18 protein-coding genes and 1 tRNA gene are annotated in these 17,200 nt (G+C 70.4%); 5 read left to right on the top strand and 14 right to left on the bottom strand.

The window, feature by feature from the left end:
* The first annotated feature begins 44 nt into the window (after positions 1–44).
* On the top strand, positions 45–659 hold the full coding sequence (locus tag ACZ7JA_RS09385) for a hypothetical protein (protein ID WP_470807822.1): 615 nt from the start codon (positions 45–47) through the stop codon (positions 657–659).
* Between the two features lie 244 nt (positions 660–903).
* Here the strand turns inward: ACZ7JA_RS09385 and ACZ7JA_RS09380 are convergent, their stop codons facing one another.
* The 3 genes from ACZ7JA_RS09380 to ACZ7JA_RS09370 form a co-directional block, all read right to left on the bottom strand.
* Positions 904–1,869: a DUF5926 family protein gene (locus ACZ7JA_RS09380; RefSeq protein WP_351661566.1), complete on the bottom strand. Its 966-nt coding sequence runs from the start codon at positions 1,867–1,869 to the stop codon at positions 904–906.
* A gap of 142 nt (positions 1,870–2,011) precedes the next feature.
* Positions 2,012–2,650: an ATP-binding protein gene (locus tag ACZ7JA_RS09375; RefSeq protein ID WP_351661563.1), complete on the bottom strand. Its 639-nt coding sequence runs from the start codon at positions 2,648–2,650 to the stop codon at positions 2,012–2,014.
* A 203-nt stretch (positions 2,651–2,853) separates the two neighbouring features.
* Positions 2,854–3,681, bottom strand: a complete 828-nt coding sequence (locus ACZ7JA_RS09370; RefSeq protein ID WP_470807821.1) for a glycerophosphodiester phosphodiesterase — start codon at positions 3,679–3,681, stop codon at positions 2,854–2,856.
* 328 nt (positions 3,682–4,009) lie between these two features.
* Here ACZ7JA_RS09370 and ACZ7JA_RS09365 point away from each other — a divergent pair, with 328 nt between their 5' ends.
* Both ACZ7JA_RS09365 and ACZ7JA_RS09360 read left to right on the top strand, forming a co-directional pair.
* Positions 4,010–5,497 carry a S1C family serine protease gene (locus ACZ7JA_RS09365; RefSeq protein ID WP_470807820.1) on the top strand — a complete coding sequence of 496 codons (1,488 nt, stop codon included), beginning with the start codon at positions 4,010–4,012 and terminating at the stop codon, positions 5,495–5,497.
* A 108-nt stretch (positions 5,498–5,605) separates the two neighbouring features.
* Positions 5,606–5,692: transfer RNA gene (locus ACZ7JA_RS09360), tRNA-Ser, on the top strand.
* Between the two features lie 135 nt (positions 5,693–5,827).
* Here the strand turns inward: ACZ7JA_RS09360 and ACZ7JA_RS09355 are convergent.
* The 11 genes from ACZ7JA_RS09355 to ACZ7JA_RS09305 form a co-directional block, all read right to left on the bottom strand.
* Positions 5,828–7,204 carry a tyrosine-type recombinase/integrase gene (locus ACZ7JA_RS09355; protein ID WP_470807819.1) on the bottom strand — a complete coding sequence of 459 codons (1,377 nt, stop codon included), beginning with the start codon at positions 7,202–7,204 and terminating at the stop codon, positions 5,828–5,830.
* Positions 7,205–7,264: 60 nt separating this feature from the next.
* Positions 7,265–7,450, bottom strand: a complete 186-nt coding sequence (locus ACZ7JA_RS09350; RefSeq protein WP_470807818.1) for a helix-turn-helix transcriptional regulator — start codon at positions 7,448–7,450, stop codon at positions 7,265–7,267.
* 443 nt (positions 7,451–7,893) lie between these two features.
* Positions 7,894–9,366, bottom strand: coding sequence for an ATP-binding protein (locus tag ACZ7JA_RS09345; RefSeq protein ID WP_470807817.1), 1,473 nt, complete (start codon positions 9,364–9,366; stop codon positions 7,894–7,896).
* 2 nt (positions 9,367–9,368) lie between these two features.
* Positions 9,369–10,229 (bottom strand): bifunctional DNA primase/polymerase, encoded by an 861-nt coding sequence (locus tag ACZ7JA_RS09340; protein WP_470807816.1) that lies wholly within the window; start codon positions 10,227–10,229, stop codon positions 9,369–9,371.
* A gap of 90 nt (positions 10,230–10,319) precedes the next feature.
* Positions 10,320–10,544 (bottom strand): hypothetical protein, encoded by a 225-nt coding sequence (locus tag ACZ7JA_RS09335; RefSeq protein ID WP_470807815.1) that lies wholly within the window; start codon positions 10,542–10,544, stop codon positions 10,320–10,322.
* A gap of 23 nt (positions 10,545–10,567) precedes the next feature.
* Positions 10,568–11,032, bottom strand: a complete 465-nt coding sequence (locus ACZ7JA_RS09330) for a hypothetical protein (protein ID WP_470807814.1) — start codon at positions 11,030–11,032, stop codon at positions 10,568–10,570.
* A gap of 204 nt (positions 11,033–11,236) precedes the next feature.
* Positions 11,237–13,357: a P-loop NTPase family protein gene (locus ACZ7JA_RS09325; protein ID WP_470807813.1), complete on the bottom strand. Its 2,121-nt coding sequence runs from the start codon at positions 13,355–13,357 to the stop codon at positions 11,237–11,239.
* Positions 13,358–13,448: 91 nt separating this feature from the next.
* Complete coding sequence (locus tag ACZ7JA_RS09320) at positions 13,449–13,766, bottom strand: hypothetical protein (protein ID WP_470807812.1); 318 nt, start codon at positions 13,764–13,766, stop codon at positions 13,449–13,451.
* Between the two features lies 1 nt (position 13,767).
* Positions 13,768–14,115, bottom strand: coding sequence for an RRQRL motif-containing zinc-binding protein (locus ACZ7JA_RS09315; protein WP_470807811.1), 348 nt, complete (start codon positions 14,113–14,115; stop codon positions 13,768–13,770).
* Positions 14,115–14,999: a DUF2637 domain-containing protein gene (locus tag ACZ7JA_RS09310; RefSeq protein ID WP_470807810.1), complete on the bottom strand. Its 885-nt coding sequence runs from the start codon at positions 14,997–14,999 to the stop codon at positions 14,115–14,117. The genes ACZ7JA_RS09315 and ACZ7JA_RS09310 overlap by 1 nt, the downstream gene beginning before the upstream one ends.
* A complete protein-coding gene (locus ACZ7JA_RS09305; protein ID WP_470807809.1) occupies positions 14,996–15,265 on the bottom strand; it encodes a DUF6284 family protein in 270 nt (89 codons plus the stop codon). Before ACZ7JA_RS09305 ends, ACZ7JA_RS09310 begins: the two co-directional genes overlap by 4 nt.
* Before the next feature lie 471 nt (positions 15,266–15,736).
* On the opposite strand from ACZ7JA_RS09305, the gene ACZ7JA_RS09300 reads away from it, so the two are divergent.
* The gene (locus ACZ7JA_RS09300) at positions 15,737–16,504 is read left to right on the top strand and encodes a GntR family transcriptional regulator (RefSeq protein ID WP_470807808.1); all 768 of its coding nucleotides are present in this window, start codon (positions 15,737–15,739) and stop codon (positions 16,502–16,504) included.
* Positions 16,497–17,093 carry a GNAT family N-acetyltransferase gene (locus tag ACZ7JA_RS09295; protein WP_470807807.1) on the top strand — a complete coding sequence of 199 codons (597 nt, stop codon included), beginning with the start codon at positions 16,497–16,499 and terminating at the stop codon, positions 17,091–17,093. The genes ACZ7JA_RS09300 and ACZ7JA_RS09295 overlap by 8 nt, the downstream gene beginning before the upstream one ends.
* Positions 17,094–17,200 lie beyond the last annotated feature (107 nt).

Below are 17,200 nucleotides of genomic sequence, written 5' to 3'. Positions count from 1 at the left end.
GCGGACACGGCCTCCGCCCGTCCGCGATCGTTATCTTCCGCTACATGCTGCGCATTTCTGGGGGTGGCCGCACGCGGTCGCCGCACCGCGGCGGGCCGGACTCCCGAAGGCTCCGTCTGCTCGCCCTCGCGGGCATCGTGGTGGCCGTGGTCGCCCTGCCGCTGGCCGTGGCGTCCACGGGACAGGTGGGCGACGCCGCGGCGCCCCGGCGGGCGGGCGGCCGTGACGCCGCCGGACCGGCCGCGGGCGGCGACGCGAAGATGCCCTCCGCGGGCCCCTCGCGCTCGCCCCGGGTGCTCGGCCTGGGTCTGGCCACCGCGGCCCGCTGCGGGCCGGAACTCTCGTCGTCGGACGGCGTCGAGGCGCAGACCTGTGTGCTGACCCAGGGCGAGGACACCTGGGCGCGCACCTACTTCCGCAACGCCACCGGCGAGGCCATGGAACCCGTGCTGAGCATGATGGGACCCGGCGGCCGGACCGTGCAGATCCACTGCGCCGCCGGCTCCGACGACGAACCCGCCACCTGCGAGACGCCTCGCGAGCACACCCGGGGCGCGCCGGACGCCTACACGGCCGTCACCGAGTTCGCCGTACGCGGGGCCGACGAGCCGCTGCTGCTGCGCTCGGGCAGCAACTCCGAACTGACGCAAGGCAGTTGACGCGTCGCGGTGGTCTGTCGACCGGGTGCGGACATGGAAAGGCCCGGTTGCTGGCGACGGGGGATGCACCAGCAACCGGGCTACTGGAACGGTAACAAGAGATCGGCGGTTAGCAAATTCGATCTCGGCTATTCGGACACCGATTCCGAGGCCGGTCCGGGCAGTTGTGACAGGAGTCACCTGATTCCCGTTCCGTCCCCACGGCTGACCGGTCGGTCAGCCGTGAGGCGGGCGTCGCGGCACGTCAGCTGAGCGTGACCTGCCGGTTGGTCAGTCCACCGCGGGCCCGGCGCTCCTCGGGGGTGAGCGGCTCCCCCGACGCGAGGGCGACGGCGAGCCGCTCGGCGAACTCGGCGGCCGGCTTCTCCACGTCCTCGGCCGTGACCCCGCTCGGCAGGTCCCAGACCGGCACCGTGAGCCCGTGAGCACGGAAGGAGCCCACCAGCCGGGTGCCCTCGCCGAGGCTGGACCGGCCCGCCGCGTGCAACCGGGCGAGAGCGTCCAGAAGCTGCTCCTCCGGATGCGGCATGACCCAGCGCAGGTGGTTCTTCTCCGGGGTCTCGCACCAGTACGCGGCGTCCACCCCGGACAGCTTCGCGGTCGGGATCGCGGCGGCGTTGGCCCGCTCGAGAGAGGCGGTCACCTCGGGCGTCGCGTTCTCCGCGTCCGGCACCCAGAACTCGAACCCGCTGTGCACGACCGGCTCGAACGGGCCTTCCGGGTCCAGCAGCTCCTGCAGCCTGGGGCCCTCGGCGGGCGCGCGGCGGCCCTCCACCGGGGAGCCCGGCGTCGCCTCGAGCGCGCGCCGCAGGGTGTCGGCGAGGTCGCGGCTGATGTCCCCGGAGGGCGTGTCGTTCTGCAGGCCGAGCATGACCGAGCCGTCGTCGCGGCGCAGCGCGGGCCAGGCCATCGGCAGCACCGTGGCCAGCGTGACCGAGGGGACGCCCTCGGGCAGACCGCCGGCGAGGGTCAGTTCGACCGTGGCGGCCGGCACCAGCTCGCGCAGCGCCACCCAGTCGCACTCGCCCGGCAGCCCCTCGAACGGGCGGCGCACCAGCTCGGTCACGGCGTGCGCGGCGGCCCGGCCGTGGCACGCCTTGTAGCGCCGGCCGCTGCCGCAGGGGCAGGGCTCGCGGGCGCCGACCACCGGGATGTCCCCGTCTGCCTGCTGCGGGCGCTTGGCCTTCGTCTGGGGTCGCTTCTTGGCCATCGTGGGGTCTCCCGGTTACGGCTCGTTCTGGTACGGGCGGGAGCCTAGCCGTTCACGCCCTGACCCACGGGAACCTGTGGACAACGGACACGCGGGCGATGCCGGCGGCGTACGCCCGCGCTCCGCCGACGAGGGCGCGGGCTCAGCCCAGATCGTCGAACGCGTCCGCGAAGTCCAGTTCGGCCATGGCCGCAACCGGGGCCGCGGTGACGCGCGTAGCGAAACCACCGCGCCGGCACCCGGCGTCCGGATCGTGCACGTCCTCGTGGACCACGACCCAGACCGTCACCTCGCCCTGGGTGTCGTCGCGCACGCCCCAGTCGTCGGCGAGCGCCGTGATGATGTTCAGCCCGCGGCCGCCGTGCGCGGTGACCGACGGGGTCGCCGGGGCGGGGCGGGTCGGGCCGCCGCCGTCGGTCACCTCGACGATGAGCCGTCCGCGCGCGTCCACCTTCCACGCGGCGCGTACCGCGCCGTCCCCGGCCGGGGCGTCCCCGAGCGGCCGCCCGTGTTTGCAGGCGTTGCTCAAGAGTTCGGAAAGGATCAGTACGGCGTCGTCGACCACCGACTCCGACACCCCGCCGCTGCGCAGTTGCGCCCGCATCCGGTGTCTCGCCTTCCCCACGCCCGCAGGGCCATGGGGAACGGCCATGCTCGACGACGTGGGCACCTCCTGTGCCACCACCAACGCCACCCCCGAGACCTCCTTCGCCCCACGCCACGGTGTGGATGCCCCAATGGCCTGTACCGGAAACCGGCCAGTCCTCTTCCGCTGACGCATTCGCAACGTCTGCACACATGGCGAATACGCCGGAGCACTCCCTGTGACGGTCTGGTCACTTTGTGGCTGGATTTCGTGGGTGTGGCCGAGAACGGAGGATGCTGCAGCCCTCCGGCCGGGGTCAAGGGGCGTGCACCGGTCCTCACCCGGTTCTTGTGTCCGGCCGCGCGGGACGGCCCCGCGCGGCCGGTGTGCCCTTCCGGTCAGCGGCCCAGCCGGGAGAGCACCGCGCGCGGGCGGTTGGTGATGATGGCGTCGACGCCCAGGCCGACGCACAGGTCGACGTCCGCGGGCTCGTTCACGGTCCAGACGTGGACCTGGTGGCCGGCTCGTTTCAGCCGTTCCACATACGCCGGGTGGCTGCGCAGGATGCGGATCGAGGGGCCCGCGATGCGCACGCCCGCGGGGAGCCGGCCGTCGCGCAGCCGGGGGGAGACGAACTGCATCAGGTAGACCGCGGGCAGCGTCGGGGCGGCGGCGTGCACCCGGTGCAGCGAGCGGGCCGAGAAGCTCATGATCCGTACCGGCGACTCGGCCGCCGAGGCCGGAGCGTCCAGCCCGAACCGTTTCAGCAGCTGCAGCAGCCGGTCCTCGACCTGGCCCGCCCAGCGCGTGGGGTGCTTCGTCTCGATGGCCAGTTCCACCCGGCGCCCGGAGTCCGCGACCAGCTTGAGCAGCCGCTCCAGCGTGAGCACCGAGGTGTCCGCCGGGTCCTCCGGCCGGTGCTCCCAGTCGGGCTCCTCGTCCCGTCCGCGCCAGGCCTCGCGGGTCTTCCAGGAGCCGAAGTCCAGGGCGGCGAGATCGGCCAGCTCCAGCGCGGACACGGCCCCGCGGCCGTTGGAGGTCCGGTTCACGCGGCGGTCGTGGACGCAGACCAGATGGCCGTCGGCGGTGAGCCGTACGTCGCACTCGAGGGCGTCCGCCCCGTCCTCGATCGCCTTCTTGTACGCGGCCAGGGTGTGCTCCGGCGCGTCCTCGGAGGCCCCCCGGTGGGCGACGACCTGGATGGTGTGGTGTGGTGCGTGGGTCACCGCGTCATGGTGCCACCGACGGGGGGTACACGGGGGCGGCGCCGACGGGGCGTGCGGCGAGCAGTGGCATCCGTTCTGCACCTCGGTCAGACTTTTGCGAGAAATATCCCATATAAAGAGTGGCCCTGGACCCACAGCCACCGCTTATGGTGCTCTGACGGCCCATGGGAAAAGCTGACTGCATACAAGCGGAACACCGAAACATGCGCAGCTGTCGCACCGGGCCCCTGTCGCACGGGCGACCGGCGTGCACGCCCCGACGAGCGTGCCTGAGCGAGTGTGTCCGAGTGCGACCTGGAACAACAGCCGTGGATCGAGGAGAAGAGCTGTGAGCACCGAGAACGAGGGCAACGCGGTACCCCCGGCCCCGTCCGCACCTCCCGTGCCGGTGGCATCTCCCGCTGCTTCCCCGCAGGGCTCCGCGCCCGACGGGGGCGCGCCGACGACCCCGCTGCCGCCGGTACCCCAGGGAACCCCGGCGCAGTACCCGGCCCCCGCGGCGCAGGCCCCCGCGGGCCCGCCGCACGGGACCCCCGGCCCTGCCTCCGACGCCCACCAGCCCTACGGCGCCCCCGGCGCCCCCGCCCCCGACGGCTCCTGGCCGCCGCCCACCGCCGCGCCCTCCTACGGCGACGGCGGCTCCGGCGCGGCGGGCGCGGGCTGGGGCTCGTCGTACCAGCAGCCCGCCCCCAAGCCCGGCAACGGGCGCGGCGGGCTGGTCGCGGCGGTCCTGGTGGCCGCGCTGGTCGCGGGCGGCCTGGGCGGCGGGATCGGCTACACCCTGGCCAAGGACAGCGACAGCTCCGGCTCCACCACCGTCTCCGCCTCCGACGGCGCCTCCCAGGTCAAGCGCGCCCCCGGCACCATCGCCAACGTGGCCTCCCGGGCGCTGCCCAGCACCGTCACCATCGAGGCGGAGAGCACCAGCGGCGAGGGCGGCACGGGCACCGGGTTCGTCTTCGACACCCAGGGCCACATCGTCACCAACAACCACGTGGTGGCCGACGCGGTGGACGGCGGCAAGCTCTCCGCCACCTTCCCGAACGGCAGGAAGTACGACGCCGAGGTCGTCGGGCACGCCCAGGGGTACGACGTCGCCGTCATCAAGCTGAAGAACGCCCCCTCCGACCTCAAGCCGCTCGCGCTCGGCAACTCGGAGAAGGTGGCCGTCGGCGACGAGACCATCGCCATCGGCGCCCCCTTCGGGCTGTCCAACACCGTCACCACGGGCATCATCAGCGCGAAGAACCGTCCGGTGGCCTCCAGTGACGGCAGCTCCTCCAGCAAGGCGTCCTACATGAGCGCCCTGCAGACCGACGCGTCGATCAACCCCGGCAACTCGGGCGGCCCGCTGCTGAACGCCTCGGGCGCGGTGATCGGCATCAACTCGGCGATTCAGTCCAGCAGCAGCGGCGGCTTCGGCTCCGGGCAGTCCGGTTCGATCGGCCTCGGCTTCGCGATCCCGATCAACCAGGCCAAGTACGTCGCCCAGCAGCTCATCAAGTCCGGCAAGCCGGTGTACGCCAAGATCGGCGCCTCGGTGTCGCTGGAGGACTCCACGGCCGGCGCCAAGATCACCGACCAGGGCGCGTCCGGCTCCGCCGCGGTCGAGTCCGGTGGCCCGGCCGACAAGGCCGGCCTGAAGCCCGGCGACGTGATCACCAAGCTGGACGACCACGTGATCGACAGCGGCCCCACCCTGATCGGCGAGATCTGGACCCACAAGCCCGGCGACAAGGTCACGATCACCTACAAGCGCGGCGGCCAGGAGCACACGGTGGACCTCACCCTGGGCTCCCGGGCGGGCGACAGCTGACGCCTCCGCACGGGGTGCCGCTCGGAAACCGGCGGCACCCCGGTGTACCCACGCCCCGGCGGCGGCCCGGTAATCTGTACGCGCGCCGCCGATCACGGGCGGCCGCGGGGAGGCGTGCCCGAGCGGCCTAAGGGAACGGTCTTGAAAACCGTCGTGGCAGCGATGTCACCGTGGGTTCAAATCCCACCGCCTCCGCACAGGTCATAGACAGTGCAGGTCAGAAGGGGTGCCCCATCGTCCGGGGCACCCCTTCTGCATGAACCCTGTCTCACCCCGATCCGCCGGTATCTCACCTCTGACCAGCGCGTGCGGCCAACCTGCGGCCAGAAATCACAGCCCCTCGGCCCCGCTCTCCTGCTCCGCCAGACCCTGTTCGATGAGCGCGTTCATCCTTTCCTCCTCGCCGTCCAGCACCTTGGCGTAGTAGCGCTGGAGTACCGCGACGCTCTGTCCCGCGCGGCGGGCGGTCTCGGCCAGGCTCACCCCGGAGCGGAGCCAGAAGGACACGCACGCGTGTCGCAGGTCGTACGGGATGGCGGCCAGCGGAGAGGCGACCTGCGCGGGCGTGAGCGCCTTCCGGCGGGCCTCCTTCCACACGGCTCCGTACTCCTGTGACCGGACCGGACCGCCGCGCACGGCGCTGAACAACCGGCCGTCGGCCGTGGCGCCGGACGCTTCGAGGTGATCCCGCAGGATGCCGACCAGCACGGGCGGGATCGGCACCGGGCGGACTGCGCGACGGGCCCGGTGCTTCAACTGCCGCTCCTCGTAAGGCTTGCCGTCGTCCGTCCATGCCGACCCGACCTGTGGCCGTGCGCCGGCGAGCATGAGACGCCCCCACCCTTCCGATGGGAGGTCGCATTGATCGGCGCTGAGCATGGACACTTCCTCGGGCCGCATTGCCGCGTAGTAGATGCAGGCGAAGAACGCGACCAGGTGGGCTCCGCGGGGACCCTGCGCACGGACGGCGTCCAGTAGGGCACGCGCCTGCGCCGGTGTGGCGACGCTCCGCGCGTCCAGTTCTTCCACGGCCTTGGGGGTCTCCCAGTGGACGCGGTGCAGCGGGTTGCCGGGCAGCAACTCATGCTCGACGGCCAGGCGCAGGCAGTTGCTCAGCACCGCGCGACGGCGCCTGAACGTATTGGCGGCGGCGGGCTTCCCGTCCTGCCGTTTGGCCAGGTGCTCCAACACGGTGCGCACGCGCTGGGCGCTGTCGAGGTCGACCACCGCCGGCGCGTTGTGCTCCACCCACGCCAGTGCCTTGGCCTCCGCTTCCGGCGGTTGCTGGTCGTGGCGTCCCGCGTTGAACCCCCACTGGTAGAGCGCACGGCGCAAGAGATCGTCCGCCGGTCGACCCTTCCCCGGGGGGCAGAGCGCCATCGTGGCAATGGTCAGGCTCTCCGCGATGCTCGCGCGGTGCTTTGCTGCTGCCGTCGGCCACTTGCGGGCAGCGTGCGCACGCGCATGGGAGTACCAGTTCGTGCGGTTCCGCTCGCGCACCTCGGAGACGGGAAGCCCGGTCTCCGTGTCGAACGGCTCGCCCTTGCGCGTCGCAGTCAGCAGCTCCGCGCGGCGCGCGTCGGCGAGCGTCTTGGTAGCAAACCTCTCCTGATGCTCCTTACCGTCCACCTGCCACCGCAGTTGGAACGGTGCAGCCTTACTCGGACGCTTCCGGACATTCCAAAGGCGCACGTCGTAGCTGTGCATTGTTCTCCTTCACACGAGAGGGACCCTGCCGGTTGGCGGGGTCCCTCTGGGCGGGCACGTTCAGGCGCTCATCTCGCAGTTGGCCCACCACGCGTCCAAGTCGCTGCGGCGGCAACGGAGCTGCCCGTTGGGCAGCTTGATGAGCTTCGGCGCCTTGCCCCGAGCGCGCATGCGGTAAAAGGCGGCGCGACTCATCTCGATCTCTTCGAGGACTTCGGGGAGCTTGAGCATCTTGGTGCCGGCCAAGGTGGTGACTCCTTCTTCGTGAGGTCGTTCTGGGGCCGTGTGTGTCCGAGGTGCGGATTTCTGCGTCACCCGCGTCATCTGCGTCATCCGGGCTTCTGGCCTGCGGGTTTTGGGTGACGCAGGGCATTGGGCCTGCGTCACCGGTGACGCAGGCCCGCGTCATCGGGTGACGCAGGTGACGCAGGGTGACGCAGACAGAGGCCGTCTGCGTCACCCTCGTCTGCGCAGGTCACCGGCCGTTTTCGAGGCCCGGGTGACGCAGGTGACGCAGGATTTCCTACTTAGGAAAAAAGGGGCCGTGTCTGTGGTGGTGCGGTGCGGCTCAGGACGTGAAGAAGGAGCCGCTGCGCGGCGCGACTACTGGGCGGCGCTGCCGCCGAACAGCAAGAGGAGCACGCCCCGCCCGGGTGCTCTTCTTGCTGTTGCGGTCGGCGTGGTGCCGGTCAGAATGCCTGCTGTTCCTGCGCGGGCGGGGCGGGTGAGCGGGTCATCTCGATGTAGCGGCCCTCTTTGGTGCGGCCTGAGTCGATGATGACGCCTCGGGCCGCGAGGGTGGGCTGGAGGCGCTTGAGGCGGTCTGAGAGGACTTTGCCGGTGGTGGGCCAGCCTTTGGGCAGGGCGCGGAAGTCCTCGCCGCTGTAGAGGCGGCTGAGGCAGTGCAGCCACTCGGTGGAGGTCATCCGCTGCTCGGCGCCCGGTTCGAGTTCTGCGGCGTGCCTGAGGACGGTCTGCGCCAGGAGGTCGCCCTCGATGACGTCGTCGTTGAGGTCGTCCAGGCTGGCCCGGTAGGCGGTGAGTGCTCCCAGGCCGGTCGCGGCGTCGAGCTGCGCGCACAGGTGGGCGAAGTCCGCCATCCTCAGATCGGTGGGGGTCTCCGCCTCGACCGCCCGGACCTTGACGGTGAGGTCCAGGAGGGAGCCGAGAACGATGGGCAGCGCTTCCGCGTACTCCGCCCACAGCTCCGCCTCGGTGCGCCGCACCTTCGGCCTCTCCAGGCGCAGCGGCAGGAGCCGTTCGGCGAGGTCGGGCCGGATAACTCCCACGTCGATCCCGGTCAGGAGCAGGGGCCGGCGGTAGCCGACGCGGAACACGTCCCCGTCGGTGAACAGGGCGCGCTTGACGTTCTCGGCTCCGGTCACGATGCAGCACATCGCGTCGGACAGTTCCGGGGTCATGTGGGAGAGGTTGTCCAGGGCGGTGACCCATCCGGCCGCCACGGCCGCGATCAGGTTCTCCTCGTCCCTGGGGGCGCGGCGCAGGTCGCCGGTCATGCCTTCGATGATCCGCACGAGCATCCGGCCGCCGGTGGACTTGCCCGCGCCCTGCGGGCCGGTGAGGAAGGGGGCGGGGACGGGCACGGAGGGGCCGAGGCAGCCGATGAGCCAGGCGATGGCCAGGCACTCGGTTTCCGCGGTGGCGAAGTTGCACAGTCGCATCAGCAGGTCGATGCCCTTGCCGTCGGTGTCCTTGGCGGGCAGGGGCAGTTCTCCGGTGAGCTGGGTGCGCCGCCAGCACACCTCGCGTGGGTCCGGAATCGCGATGTCCCAGCCGGTGGGGTGGATCCGGATGGACTGCCCGTCATCGCGGCCCAGGTCCAGCCACGTCGCGCCGTCGAAGCCGGGGGCGACGCGGATGTGGACGGGCTGTACCGCCTCAGACAGTGCGAGCGCTTCGATCAAATCCAGCGCCTCTTTGAGGGCGGTCCCGTTGAACACGCCGAGCCCGTCTTTGAACAGGCCGACCATGAGTTCCTGCCGGTGACTGCCCGTCGTGCCCTGGGAGCGCATCGGACGGGCCACGGGGTGGCCGTTCTTCTGCGCGTACACGGTTCCGTCGGCGGTGCGGAAGTACCGGAAGTGTGATTGCGCGTAGTCGGCGATGACTTCGCGGGCCGGGTTCTTCTCGTCGTCGGACATGGTCACAGTCCCAACCTGGTGCGGGCGTTGGTCCACGCGTCGGTGCAGTGCCGGGGCGATTCACCCTTGGCCTGAGCGGCGGTGAACAGCCGGGCGATGTGGGTGTCGGTCAGGCAGCCGCACCGGCCGTGCGTGGACAGCACCGCGAGGAACGTCCGGTAGACCGTGGCGTGGACCGCGCTGCGGGCCTCGGTGATGCGCTGCTCCGCCATCGCGATGCCCCGGTGCAGATAGGCGGGCGTCCGGTGAGGGCACTCCCCGGCCCCGGCCGGTGCGGGCACGTGGACGGCCTGCGGCATCGGCCGGGGTGTGGTCGGCTCCTTGACGGCCAGCGCGCGCACGGCATCGGGCAGCTCGGCCATGCTGCCGGTACCAGGGCCGAGCCACCGGGCGTAAGCCATCGTGGACTTGATGTCCACGCCCGGCCGGACCGCGTTCACCGACCGCACGGCACCCCGGTAGATCCAGTGCTCTCCGCGCGTGCTGGCCACGGTGCGGGTGGCGGGCAGCGTCTCATGGGCCCAGGCGACGGCGGCCGCGTTGTCCAGGTCCACGACGGTGAGGCCTGCGCCGCCGGGGTGGTAGGCCACCGCCGCCGCCTCACGCCACGCCCGCGCCCATGTGGGCGAGTCGATGGTGTGGGTGTCGGTGGTGGCGGCGGCCCAGCCGTGGCACGGCTGCGGGCAGGCACAGGGGCCGGGGGTCTTCATATTCGGTCGGCCGCCGCACGCGTTGTCCGCGCAGCGGCGGCAGTTCCCGAACGGCACCTTCCCGGCCCGTAACGGCAGCACCGGGATGCCGGAGGCTGCCAGGCAGAGAGCGGCACGCACGTACTCTCCCCGAACGTCGGTCGGTTGCGTCATGCTGGATATCTCCAGTTCCTTGGGAATCGGTGCTGGGACAAGGGCGGCCCCGCGGCTTTGGCGAGACGGTGGGGGCCGCCCTTGGCGTAGCTAGCGGTCGGTGGGCAGGTACCAGGGCCACTGCGTCATGCCGTCGGCCTCGGCGGCCGGGGCGGTGGTGTCGAGCTCGCGCTCTTCGGCGGTGAGGTACAGGCGGACGTTGTTGCCGTCTCGGGCCGGGTACTGCCGGGCGGTGCCCGTAACGAACAGGCGGCGCAGGGCGGTGGTGATGCTGTCGGCCTCGGCGGGGTCGCAGACGATGCGGATCGCGAACATGGACGGGGCTCCTTCGGGTCGGTTCAGCCGTGGAAGTGGTTGCGCTTGAAGACGGCTTTGCGGATGTTGACCGTGGTCCCGGTGCCGTGGCGGTTGGCACTGAGGACCTCGACGGCGATCCAGCCGCCGAAGATGACGGCGGCGAGGGTGATGAGCTGGGCGATGAGCGCGGTGAGCGCGGTGATGAACGTGGTCAGCAGCAGCAGACCGCCGGACACCGCGAGGAACCCGACGCCTCCGAGGGCGACGTTCACCGCCGCCCGGGACACGGGCGGCTTGGCCGCGAGGGGTTCGGGCTGGGCTTGGTGGATGGCGTAGCCGGTGACGACCCGGCCGTCGGGAAGGACGATGCTCGCCACGGTCGGAACGGCACCCGGCTGCACCGGTACGAGCGGGGCCGGGATGACGGTGGCCGGGGTGAGCGGAGTCGGGTGGTGGAGGTCGACGGTCCGGCCGGCGGGGGCGATCGGGGTGGGTTCGGGGTACATGCGGAATCCCTTCTGGTGTGCGGTGAGGGAGGCAGAGGCACCCCCTTCGGGATGCCGTGTGGAGGGGGTTTCGGGCCTCTGAGCTGGGGTGCCTCCCTGCCTCCCTGAGCGATCATCTCCGCTGGTCAGGGCCAGGGAGGCGGGGCAGGGAGGGGGTGAGGGAGTTCTCCCTGCCTCCCTGACCCGGGCGGGGTCGGCTCCCTGTCATTCCGAGTCGGAAGCGGAATCCTCGGTGTCGCGGTTGGCGAGGGCGCGGGCGATGTGGTCGCGGGAGACGACCATGCGGCCGTCGGACTTGTAAGGCTCGGCGCCGGTGCCGTCCAGGACCCGGGTGAGGTCGCCGGGCGACCAGTCGCCGTAGGCGTCCGGGTTCAGCGCGGACAGTCGCTTGATGACGTCCTGGGTGCGGAGGCGGGGTGCGTCGCCGATGGCGGCGGCGATGTCGGCGAGCGGGTCGCGTTCCTCGCCCCGTTCGACGGCGTGCAGGGTGGTGACGCCGTCGCGCAGGGCCTTGGCGCGGTCGGTGATGGCTTCGGCAGTGGCGTCGTCGATGTAGTGCGTGCGCACGGTGATGGACGACTGTCCGGCCGGGATGGTGATGCCGTCGGAGGCGACGACCAGGGTTCCCCGGTCCAGCCCCGGCCGCAGCAGGTTCGGAGCCGCCCCGCCGTCGACGGCCTTGTCGCCCAGCGCCATGCGGGCCTGCGACTCGGTGCCTAGCGCGAGGGAGGCGCGGGTGTGGGCGCCCTCGCGGACCAGTTTGGGAAGGTTCTCGTTGGTGGGGTCCTGGGTGCCCTGCCACATCAGCACGTTGACGGCGCGGCCCTGGTTGTGGATTTTGCGGACGGCCATGAAGTACCGGGAGTTGGCCTTCGCGCCGCCGTAGGGGCGCTTGTCCTCGTCCTTGGCCGGGCACATGAACGCCACCTGCGCCTCATCTACCAGCACGATCAGCGGCGGGAACACGGTGCCGGGCGGGGCCTGGATACGGCGGTTCATCTCCTCCACCGCACCTTCCACCATCTCGGTCACCTGGATCACGTGCTCATCGGTGGGTCCTTGGATGAGGGTGAGGGCGAGGCCGTCGAACATGGCCCAGTCGCCCACGCCCTTGAGGTCGCCCATGAGGAACTGCACCGACTTGTCCAGCGACAGCCACAGCGCCAGGGACCGCAGGGCCACGGTCTTGCCCTGGTTCGACAGGCCGGTGATGAGCAGGTGCCGCTGATACAGGCTCAGGGCGGCGGCATCGCCGCGCAGGTCCTGACCCCACGGGGCGCGGCCCTTGGCGTAGTCGGCAGTCATGGTGTCGTCGGTGGCCAGCGGCGAGGGGCCGATCGGCTCGTCCAGGGCCCCGGAGTCGGCCACCCACAGGCGGACAGTGCGGGCGGCGGTCGGGATGGTGATGAACACCTCGTGTTCGTGCCGGGAGAGGTTCTCGGCGAGCTTGCGGCGTCGGTTCTGCACCTCGATCGTGGACACTCCGGAGGGGAGGGTGACGTCGACTTCGACGCCGCATCCGGCGATGACGATCGGGGACAGCATCGACGCGCCGGCGTCGCCCATCTCCTGAATCGCCTTACGCAGGGCGGGGACGCCGAGGTCGCGCAGGGCCTTGACCACGATCGACGGCGTGATCGGCTCGCCCTCGTTGCTGCGGGCGCCTGCCGGCAGGGCCCACTGAGGTGCGGCCTGCTGCTTGCTGCCGACGGCCCAGAGGGCGAGCAGGGTGAGGAACGGGCCGATGGAGAGCAGCGGGCCCCACACCACCTGCACGATGGTGATCAGCAGGTTGATGAACTTCACGACCGCCATCAGCGGCGTGACCACATCCGTGGCGTCCTTCGTGGCTACAGCCATCGCGATACCGAGCAGGACCAAGCCGCCGATGCCCATACCGGCACTCACGGCGGCGCCCTTGGCCACGTCCAGGGGCGAGTGCAGGAGATCCATGCGGCGGCGGTGGCGAGCGTCGCGGAAGCGCTGCCCGCGCTCCTCCCACTCAGCCGCAGCCTCGTAGTTCCCCGCGGCTTCCGCCGCGCGCAACATCCGTTCGTACCGTGCGGCGGTGCGGCCGTCCCACGCCCGGCGGCCCACGATCCGCGCGCCGCCGACGACGTACAGGCCGTGCCTGGCCACCGTGCGGGCGGTCGTCTTCGTGGCCTCGTGCGTGACCACTGTGCGCACGGCGCGTCCGGAACGCAGCCACAGCGGGACCGGCCGGGGTGCCGGCGGGTCGGGGACCACGGTCAGCGTGGTCACGGCCGCCTCGTTGGCGAGGGGCTCGGGCTCTTCCTTGTGCAGGTGGACGACGGTGCCGATCATAACGGCAGACTCCTGACTGCCCCGACGCGGGGCGAAGCGAGAGGGGAAGGTGCGGCGAGAGGGCCGGACCAGTGCGGCCCGGCCGGGCTGGTCACCACCAGCCGGAGGACTTCTTCGCGGCCCGGGCGGCGGCGGCCTCGTTCACCACGCGCTGGCGCTCGGTGTGCAGCGCGGCGATCTCCGCGACCAGTCGGGTCTCCGCCGACTGCCAGGCGGTGTCCAGCTTCCGCTCAGCACGGGCGGTGCTGTCGCCCCGGGTGATCCGATAGGAGCCGGACGCGAGCGCTCCCAATACGGCGCGGCGCTCGCGGCCGTCCAGCGGCCACATCTCGCGGTTGCGGACGGCTTCGAGCTTGCGGTTCGTCTGCTGGATGGCCTTGTCCAGGCGGCGGGTGTCGGGCTTGCCCATGTCAGGCACTCCTCAGGGCTTGGGCGCGTTCAGGGAAGGCGCAGGGCACGCACATGCCCAGCGCGGCGGGGATGACGTAGCCCGCATCACGCAGGCAGGCGGGGCAGACACGGCGGGCGGCGTTGGCCTTGGCCAGCGCTGCCCGTTTCGCGTCCGTCATGGGCCGAACGGGCTTGGCCAGGTCGACCCGGTACAGGTAGGCGATGAGCGGGGGCCGGCGGCGGCGCGGCCGTTCGAGTTGCGCCGCCACTTCCTGACCACCCGGCCGCAAGCCCTGGGCGCGGAGCTGTCGGCGGGTGGCGTAGCCGTCCGGGGCGAGGCGCCACCGGAAGACCGGCAGCGCCCCCATCACGCGGCTCGCTCGGCGAGCACCGCGTCACGCAGCTTGCGGGCGTTGACCGGGGAAGTGCGCAGGGCCCGGCGGATACCTTCGGCGGTCACCTTTCCGTCGGGCCAGTCGGCCGTCAGGGTGCGGGCCTCGGCCATGAGCTGTTCCGGGGTGCGCCGGGTCCGGGGCGTCTTGGCGGCGTCCGGGACCCGGTACGTCGTCCGGGGCGGCCGGGTCGACTCAGCCGCCACCGACCGACCCACGGTCGACCGGGCCGGGGCCGACTCGACCGGGGCGAGGGCGGGCACGGGCTTGAACGGAAGAGCCGACTTCCCCAGGTCCACCGGGACCGGATCGGGCACCCGCACCACCGACACGGTGGCCGGGACCGGGGTCGATTCCGGCAGGTCAGCCGTAGACCGAATCATCTCGGTCTTGGTGGATTCCTCCGCATTCGCATCCGGGATCGGGATCGGGGCCGGGCGGTGGTGCAGCACCTTGGCGACCAGGTCGGACCCGAAGTAGATCGACCCGACCGGAAGCGACGTTGCGAGCAGGACGAGCGCCCAGTTCGCGGGGTCCCAGTCGGCGAGCCGTCCCCAGTCGACGCCACGGCCGTGCAGCTCGGGCACCAGGCCGTGCACATAGTTCAGGACCAGTGAGGCGGCCGTGTAGGTGCCCAGGACCTTGAGCGCGAACGACCGGTCACGGTCGGCCAGAACGAGGGTGGCGACCAGGGCGAGCGCCATGAGTCCGTCGACCACGAACGGGTACAGCGTCGCCGCCGTTTCGTCCGCGCCGACGGCGCCGGCGATGTCCCGCAGTGCGTTCCACGAGACGCGGAACGCCATACCGACCACCGCGACCAGCGCGAGTACCAGCAGGATGCGTCCCTTGCGGTTCATGCCGCGCCGCCCGGCAGGCTCACCGTGGCCGCGTGGTTCGCCAGCGCCGCCCGTTCCGCCAGCACCCGGGCCAGCGCCCGGCGGGTACGGCGGGCGTCCAGCTCGGACGGGGCGCGGTCCAGGGTGACGATCTGCGCGTCGAGCAGGTCAACTTCCGCCAGGATCAGCGGCAACTCCTGCTCGATCGCATCCAGCTCCGCAGCCGTCGGCTCGCGCCAGTCGGCGAACGCGGTAACAGCGTCCTGAACAGTGACGATGTTCTTCATTGGGTCTGGTTCCTCTCACACAGGAACGGCCCGAACCGCGCCCCCGGAGTAGCCGCTCCGGGGGCGCTTGCCGTTGAAGTCGGAACATCCGGCTCCCCTCAGCGCTGCTCGTACGAGACGAGCAGCGGAGGCAACCGGCCGCAGCGGCGAGCGCTGCGGCGGTGTGATGGTGCGTGTGTCTCCTTTGGGAACACGGGCTCCCATTTCAGGCGTATGGAGACGTGACCTTTCGGTCTAAGCCCTCCCGAATGACCAGGGTCGGGTGCGCCCTCGGCCCGCTCTGTCCCGGACCCCTTGGGATCAAGCACAAGAAGCTCGATCCCCGCTGACTGCACGACAAGCGATTGGCACCTCTGGTCTTACTGGTACCAACCAGTGCGCAGCCATGATGCTGCACCGCTCGGTGTGAGCTGTCAAGCTTTTTGGTTCCTCTTGTACCAACCAGTGGGACGGCTGGGGCATGATGGGGGCATGGCGACGCGTTCAGATCCCCTGTACATGCAGTTGGCGGCCAGCCTGCGGGCGAAGATCCACAGTGGGGAGTATCCGCCGGGCAGCAAGCTGCCGAGCGAGCGGAAGCTGATGGAGCTGTACGACGCTTCCCGCAACACTGTGCGCCTCGGGCTGCAACGGCTTGTGGCCGAAGGGCTCGTGTTCGCCAACCAGGGTCGTGCCTACATGGTCCACCGGCAGGATGTCCTCGTTTACAACTCCTCCCGATCGGAAGAGCACAACAGGCGACTGGCTGCGGGTGTGGATGCGTGGGTGCAAGACATTCAGGAGCAGGGGCGAACGCCGAGCCAACAGATCTCAGTCAGCATCGAGACCGCCAGCCCGGATATCGCCCGGCGCCTCGGATTGCAGCCTGACGCTCTCGTCCTAGTTCGGCGACGGCTTCGGTTTGTAGACGAACAGCCGTGGTCGACGGAGGATTCTTACTATCCACACGAGCTTGTTAAAAACACGCCCATCGCTGAACCGGCCGATATCCCCGAAGGGGTTATCGCGTACATGGCAAGTATCGGGCATAAGCAAATTCGATACGTGGATGACGTCACAGCAGTGATGCCCAACCCAAAGCAGGCCACGGATCTGGCTGTTGAGGCCGGGATTCCCCTGCTAGTCAGGGCCCGGGTCGGCTACACAGAGACGGGTCCGGTGCGGGTCACCGTTACGGCAATGCCTACAGACCGGAACGTGCTCCGCTATGAGCTGGGAACAGGGGAAAGCAATGCATGATGACGTCACCATTCGGCCTGCCGGCCGAAATGAAGCCGACATCATCGCTTCCATGTGGGATGAGGCTGGCCAGCGGTTGAAGGCGCGGGGAATCAACCAGTGGCAATATCCTCCCAACAGGGAAAAGATCGCTGAAGATATCAAGCGGGGTTCCGCATACCTGGTTGTCGACGGCGCTGAATATCTTGGCACCATCACGGTAGATGCGTTCGCCGACCCTGAATTCTGGCTTGCGAACGACTTCCCCGATGATGCCCTTTACGCGCACAGAATCATCGTGCGTGCGAATGCTGCCGGAATCTCGTTGGGTGCTTCGATGCTCGACTGGGCCTCCGAAAAGGCAGCGAAGTTGGGTAAGTCCTGGCTTCGTGTCGACGCATGGAAGACGAATCCAGCCCTTGGGCGGTACTACGAATCGCAGGGCTTCGCACATGTCAGGACCGTCGACCTTGCCCATAGGCGTTCTGGTGCTCTGTATCAGCGGCTGGCGGGATCGGCGACGGGTGCTGGGCCTCGGTACCTAGGTCTGGAAGCCATGCCGCTGGACGTGAATGGAAACCCCGACTGGGGGCGAACCTCGGACGCATAGATCAGAGCGGTCGCTTGTCCGTGACCACGGATGCTGCTTCGGAAACCGTCGACTCATGAGGCATGTCGGACTGCCTCCGCTTGCTTGGTTAGGCTCGTCGCTGCAAG

The sequence above is a fragment of the Streptomyces sp. NPDC038135 genome (assembly GCF_055601245.1).
This window is presented reverse-complemented; position numbering and strand designations above follow the sequence as displayed.

Bases quoted from the DNA above. Each gene is read 5' to 3' on its own strand.
- ACZ7JA_RS09385 (WP_470807822.1), top strand. From the start codon at position 45: ATGCTGCGCATTTCTGGGGGTGGCCGCACGCGGTCGCCGCACCGCGGC.
- ACZ7JA_RS09380 (WP_351661566.1), bottom strand. From the start codon at position 1,869: ATGGCCAAGAAGCGACCCCAGACGAAGGCCAAGCGCCCGCAGCAGGCA.
- ACZ7JA_RS09375 (WP_351661563.1), bottom strand. From the start codon at position 2,650: ATGCGTCAGCGGAAGAGGACTGGCCGGTTTCCGGTACAGGCCATTGGG.
- ACZ7JA_RS09355 (WP_470807819.1), bottom strand. From the start codon at position 7,204: ATGCACAGCTACGACGTGCGCCTTTGGAATGTCCGGAAGCGTCCGAGT.
- ACZ7JA_RS09345 (WP_470807817.1), bottom strand. From the start codon at position 9,366: ATGTCCGACGACGAGAAGAACCCGGCCCGCGAAGTCATCGCCGACTAC.
- ACZ7JA_RS09340 (WP_470807816.1), bottom strand. From the start codon at position 10,229: ATGACGCAACCGACCGACGTTCGGGGAGAGTACGTGCGTGCCGCTCTC.
- ACZ7JA_RS09335 (WP_470807815.1), bottom strand. From the start codon at position 10,544: ATGTTCGCGATCCGCATCGTCTGCGACCCCGCCGAGGCCGACAGCATC.
- ACZ7JA_RS09330 (WP_470807814.1), bottom strand. From the start codon at position 11,032: ATGTACCCCGAACCCACCCCGATCGCCCCCGCCGGCCGGACCGTCGAC.
- ACZ7JA_RS09325 (WP_470807813.1), bottom strand. From the start codon at position 13,357: ATGATCGGCACCGTCGTCCACCTGCACAAGGAAGAGCCCGAGCCCCTC.
- ACZ7JA_RS09320 (WP_470807812.1), bottom strand. From the start codon at position 13,766: ATGGGCAAGCCCGACACCCGCCGCCTGGACAAGGCCATCCAGCAGACG.
- ACZ7JA_RS09315 (WP_470807811.1), bottom strand. From the start codon at position 14,115: ATGGGGGCGCTGCCGGTCTTCCGGTGGCGCCTCGCCCCGGACGGCTAC.
- ACZ7JA_RS09310 (WP_470807810.1), bottom strand. From the start codon at position 14,999: ATGAACCGCAAGGGACGCATCCTGCTGGTACTCGCGCTGGTCGCGGTG.
- ACZ7JA_RS09305 (WP_470807809.1), bottom strand. From the start codon at position 15,265: ATGAAGAACATCGTCACTGTTCAGGACGCTGTTACCGCGTTCGCCGAC.
- ACZ7JA_RS09300 (WP_470807808.1), top strand. From the start codon at position 15,737: ATGGCGACGCGTTCAGATCCCCTGTACATGCAGTTGGCGGCCAGCCTG.
- ACZ7JA_RS09295 (WP_470807807.1), top strand. From the start codon at position 16,497: ATGCATGATGACGTCACCATTCGGCCTGCCGGCCGAAATGAAGCCGAC.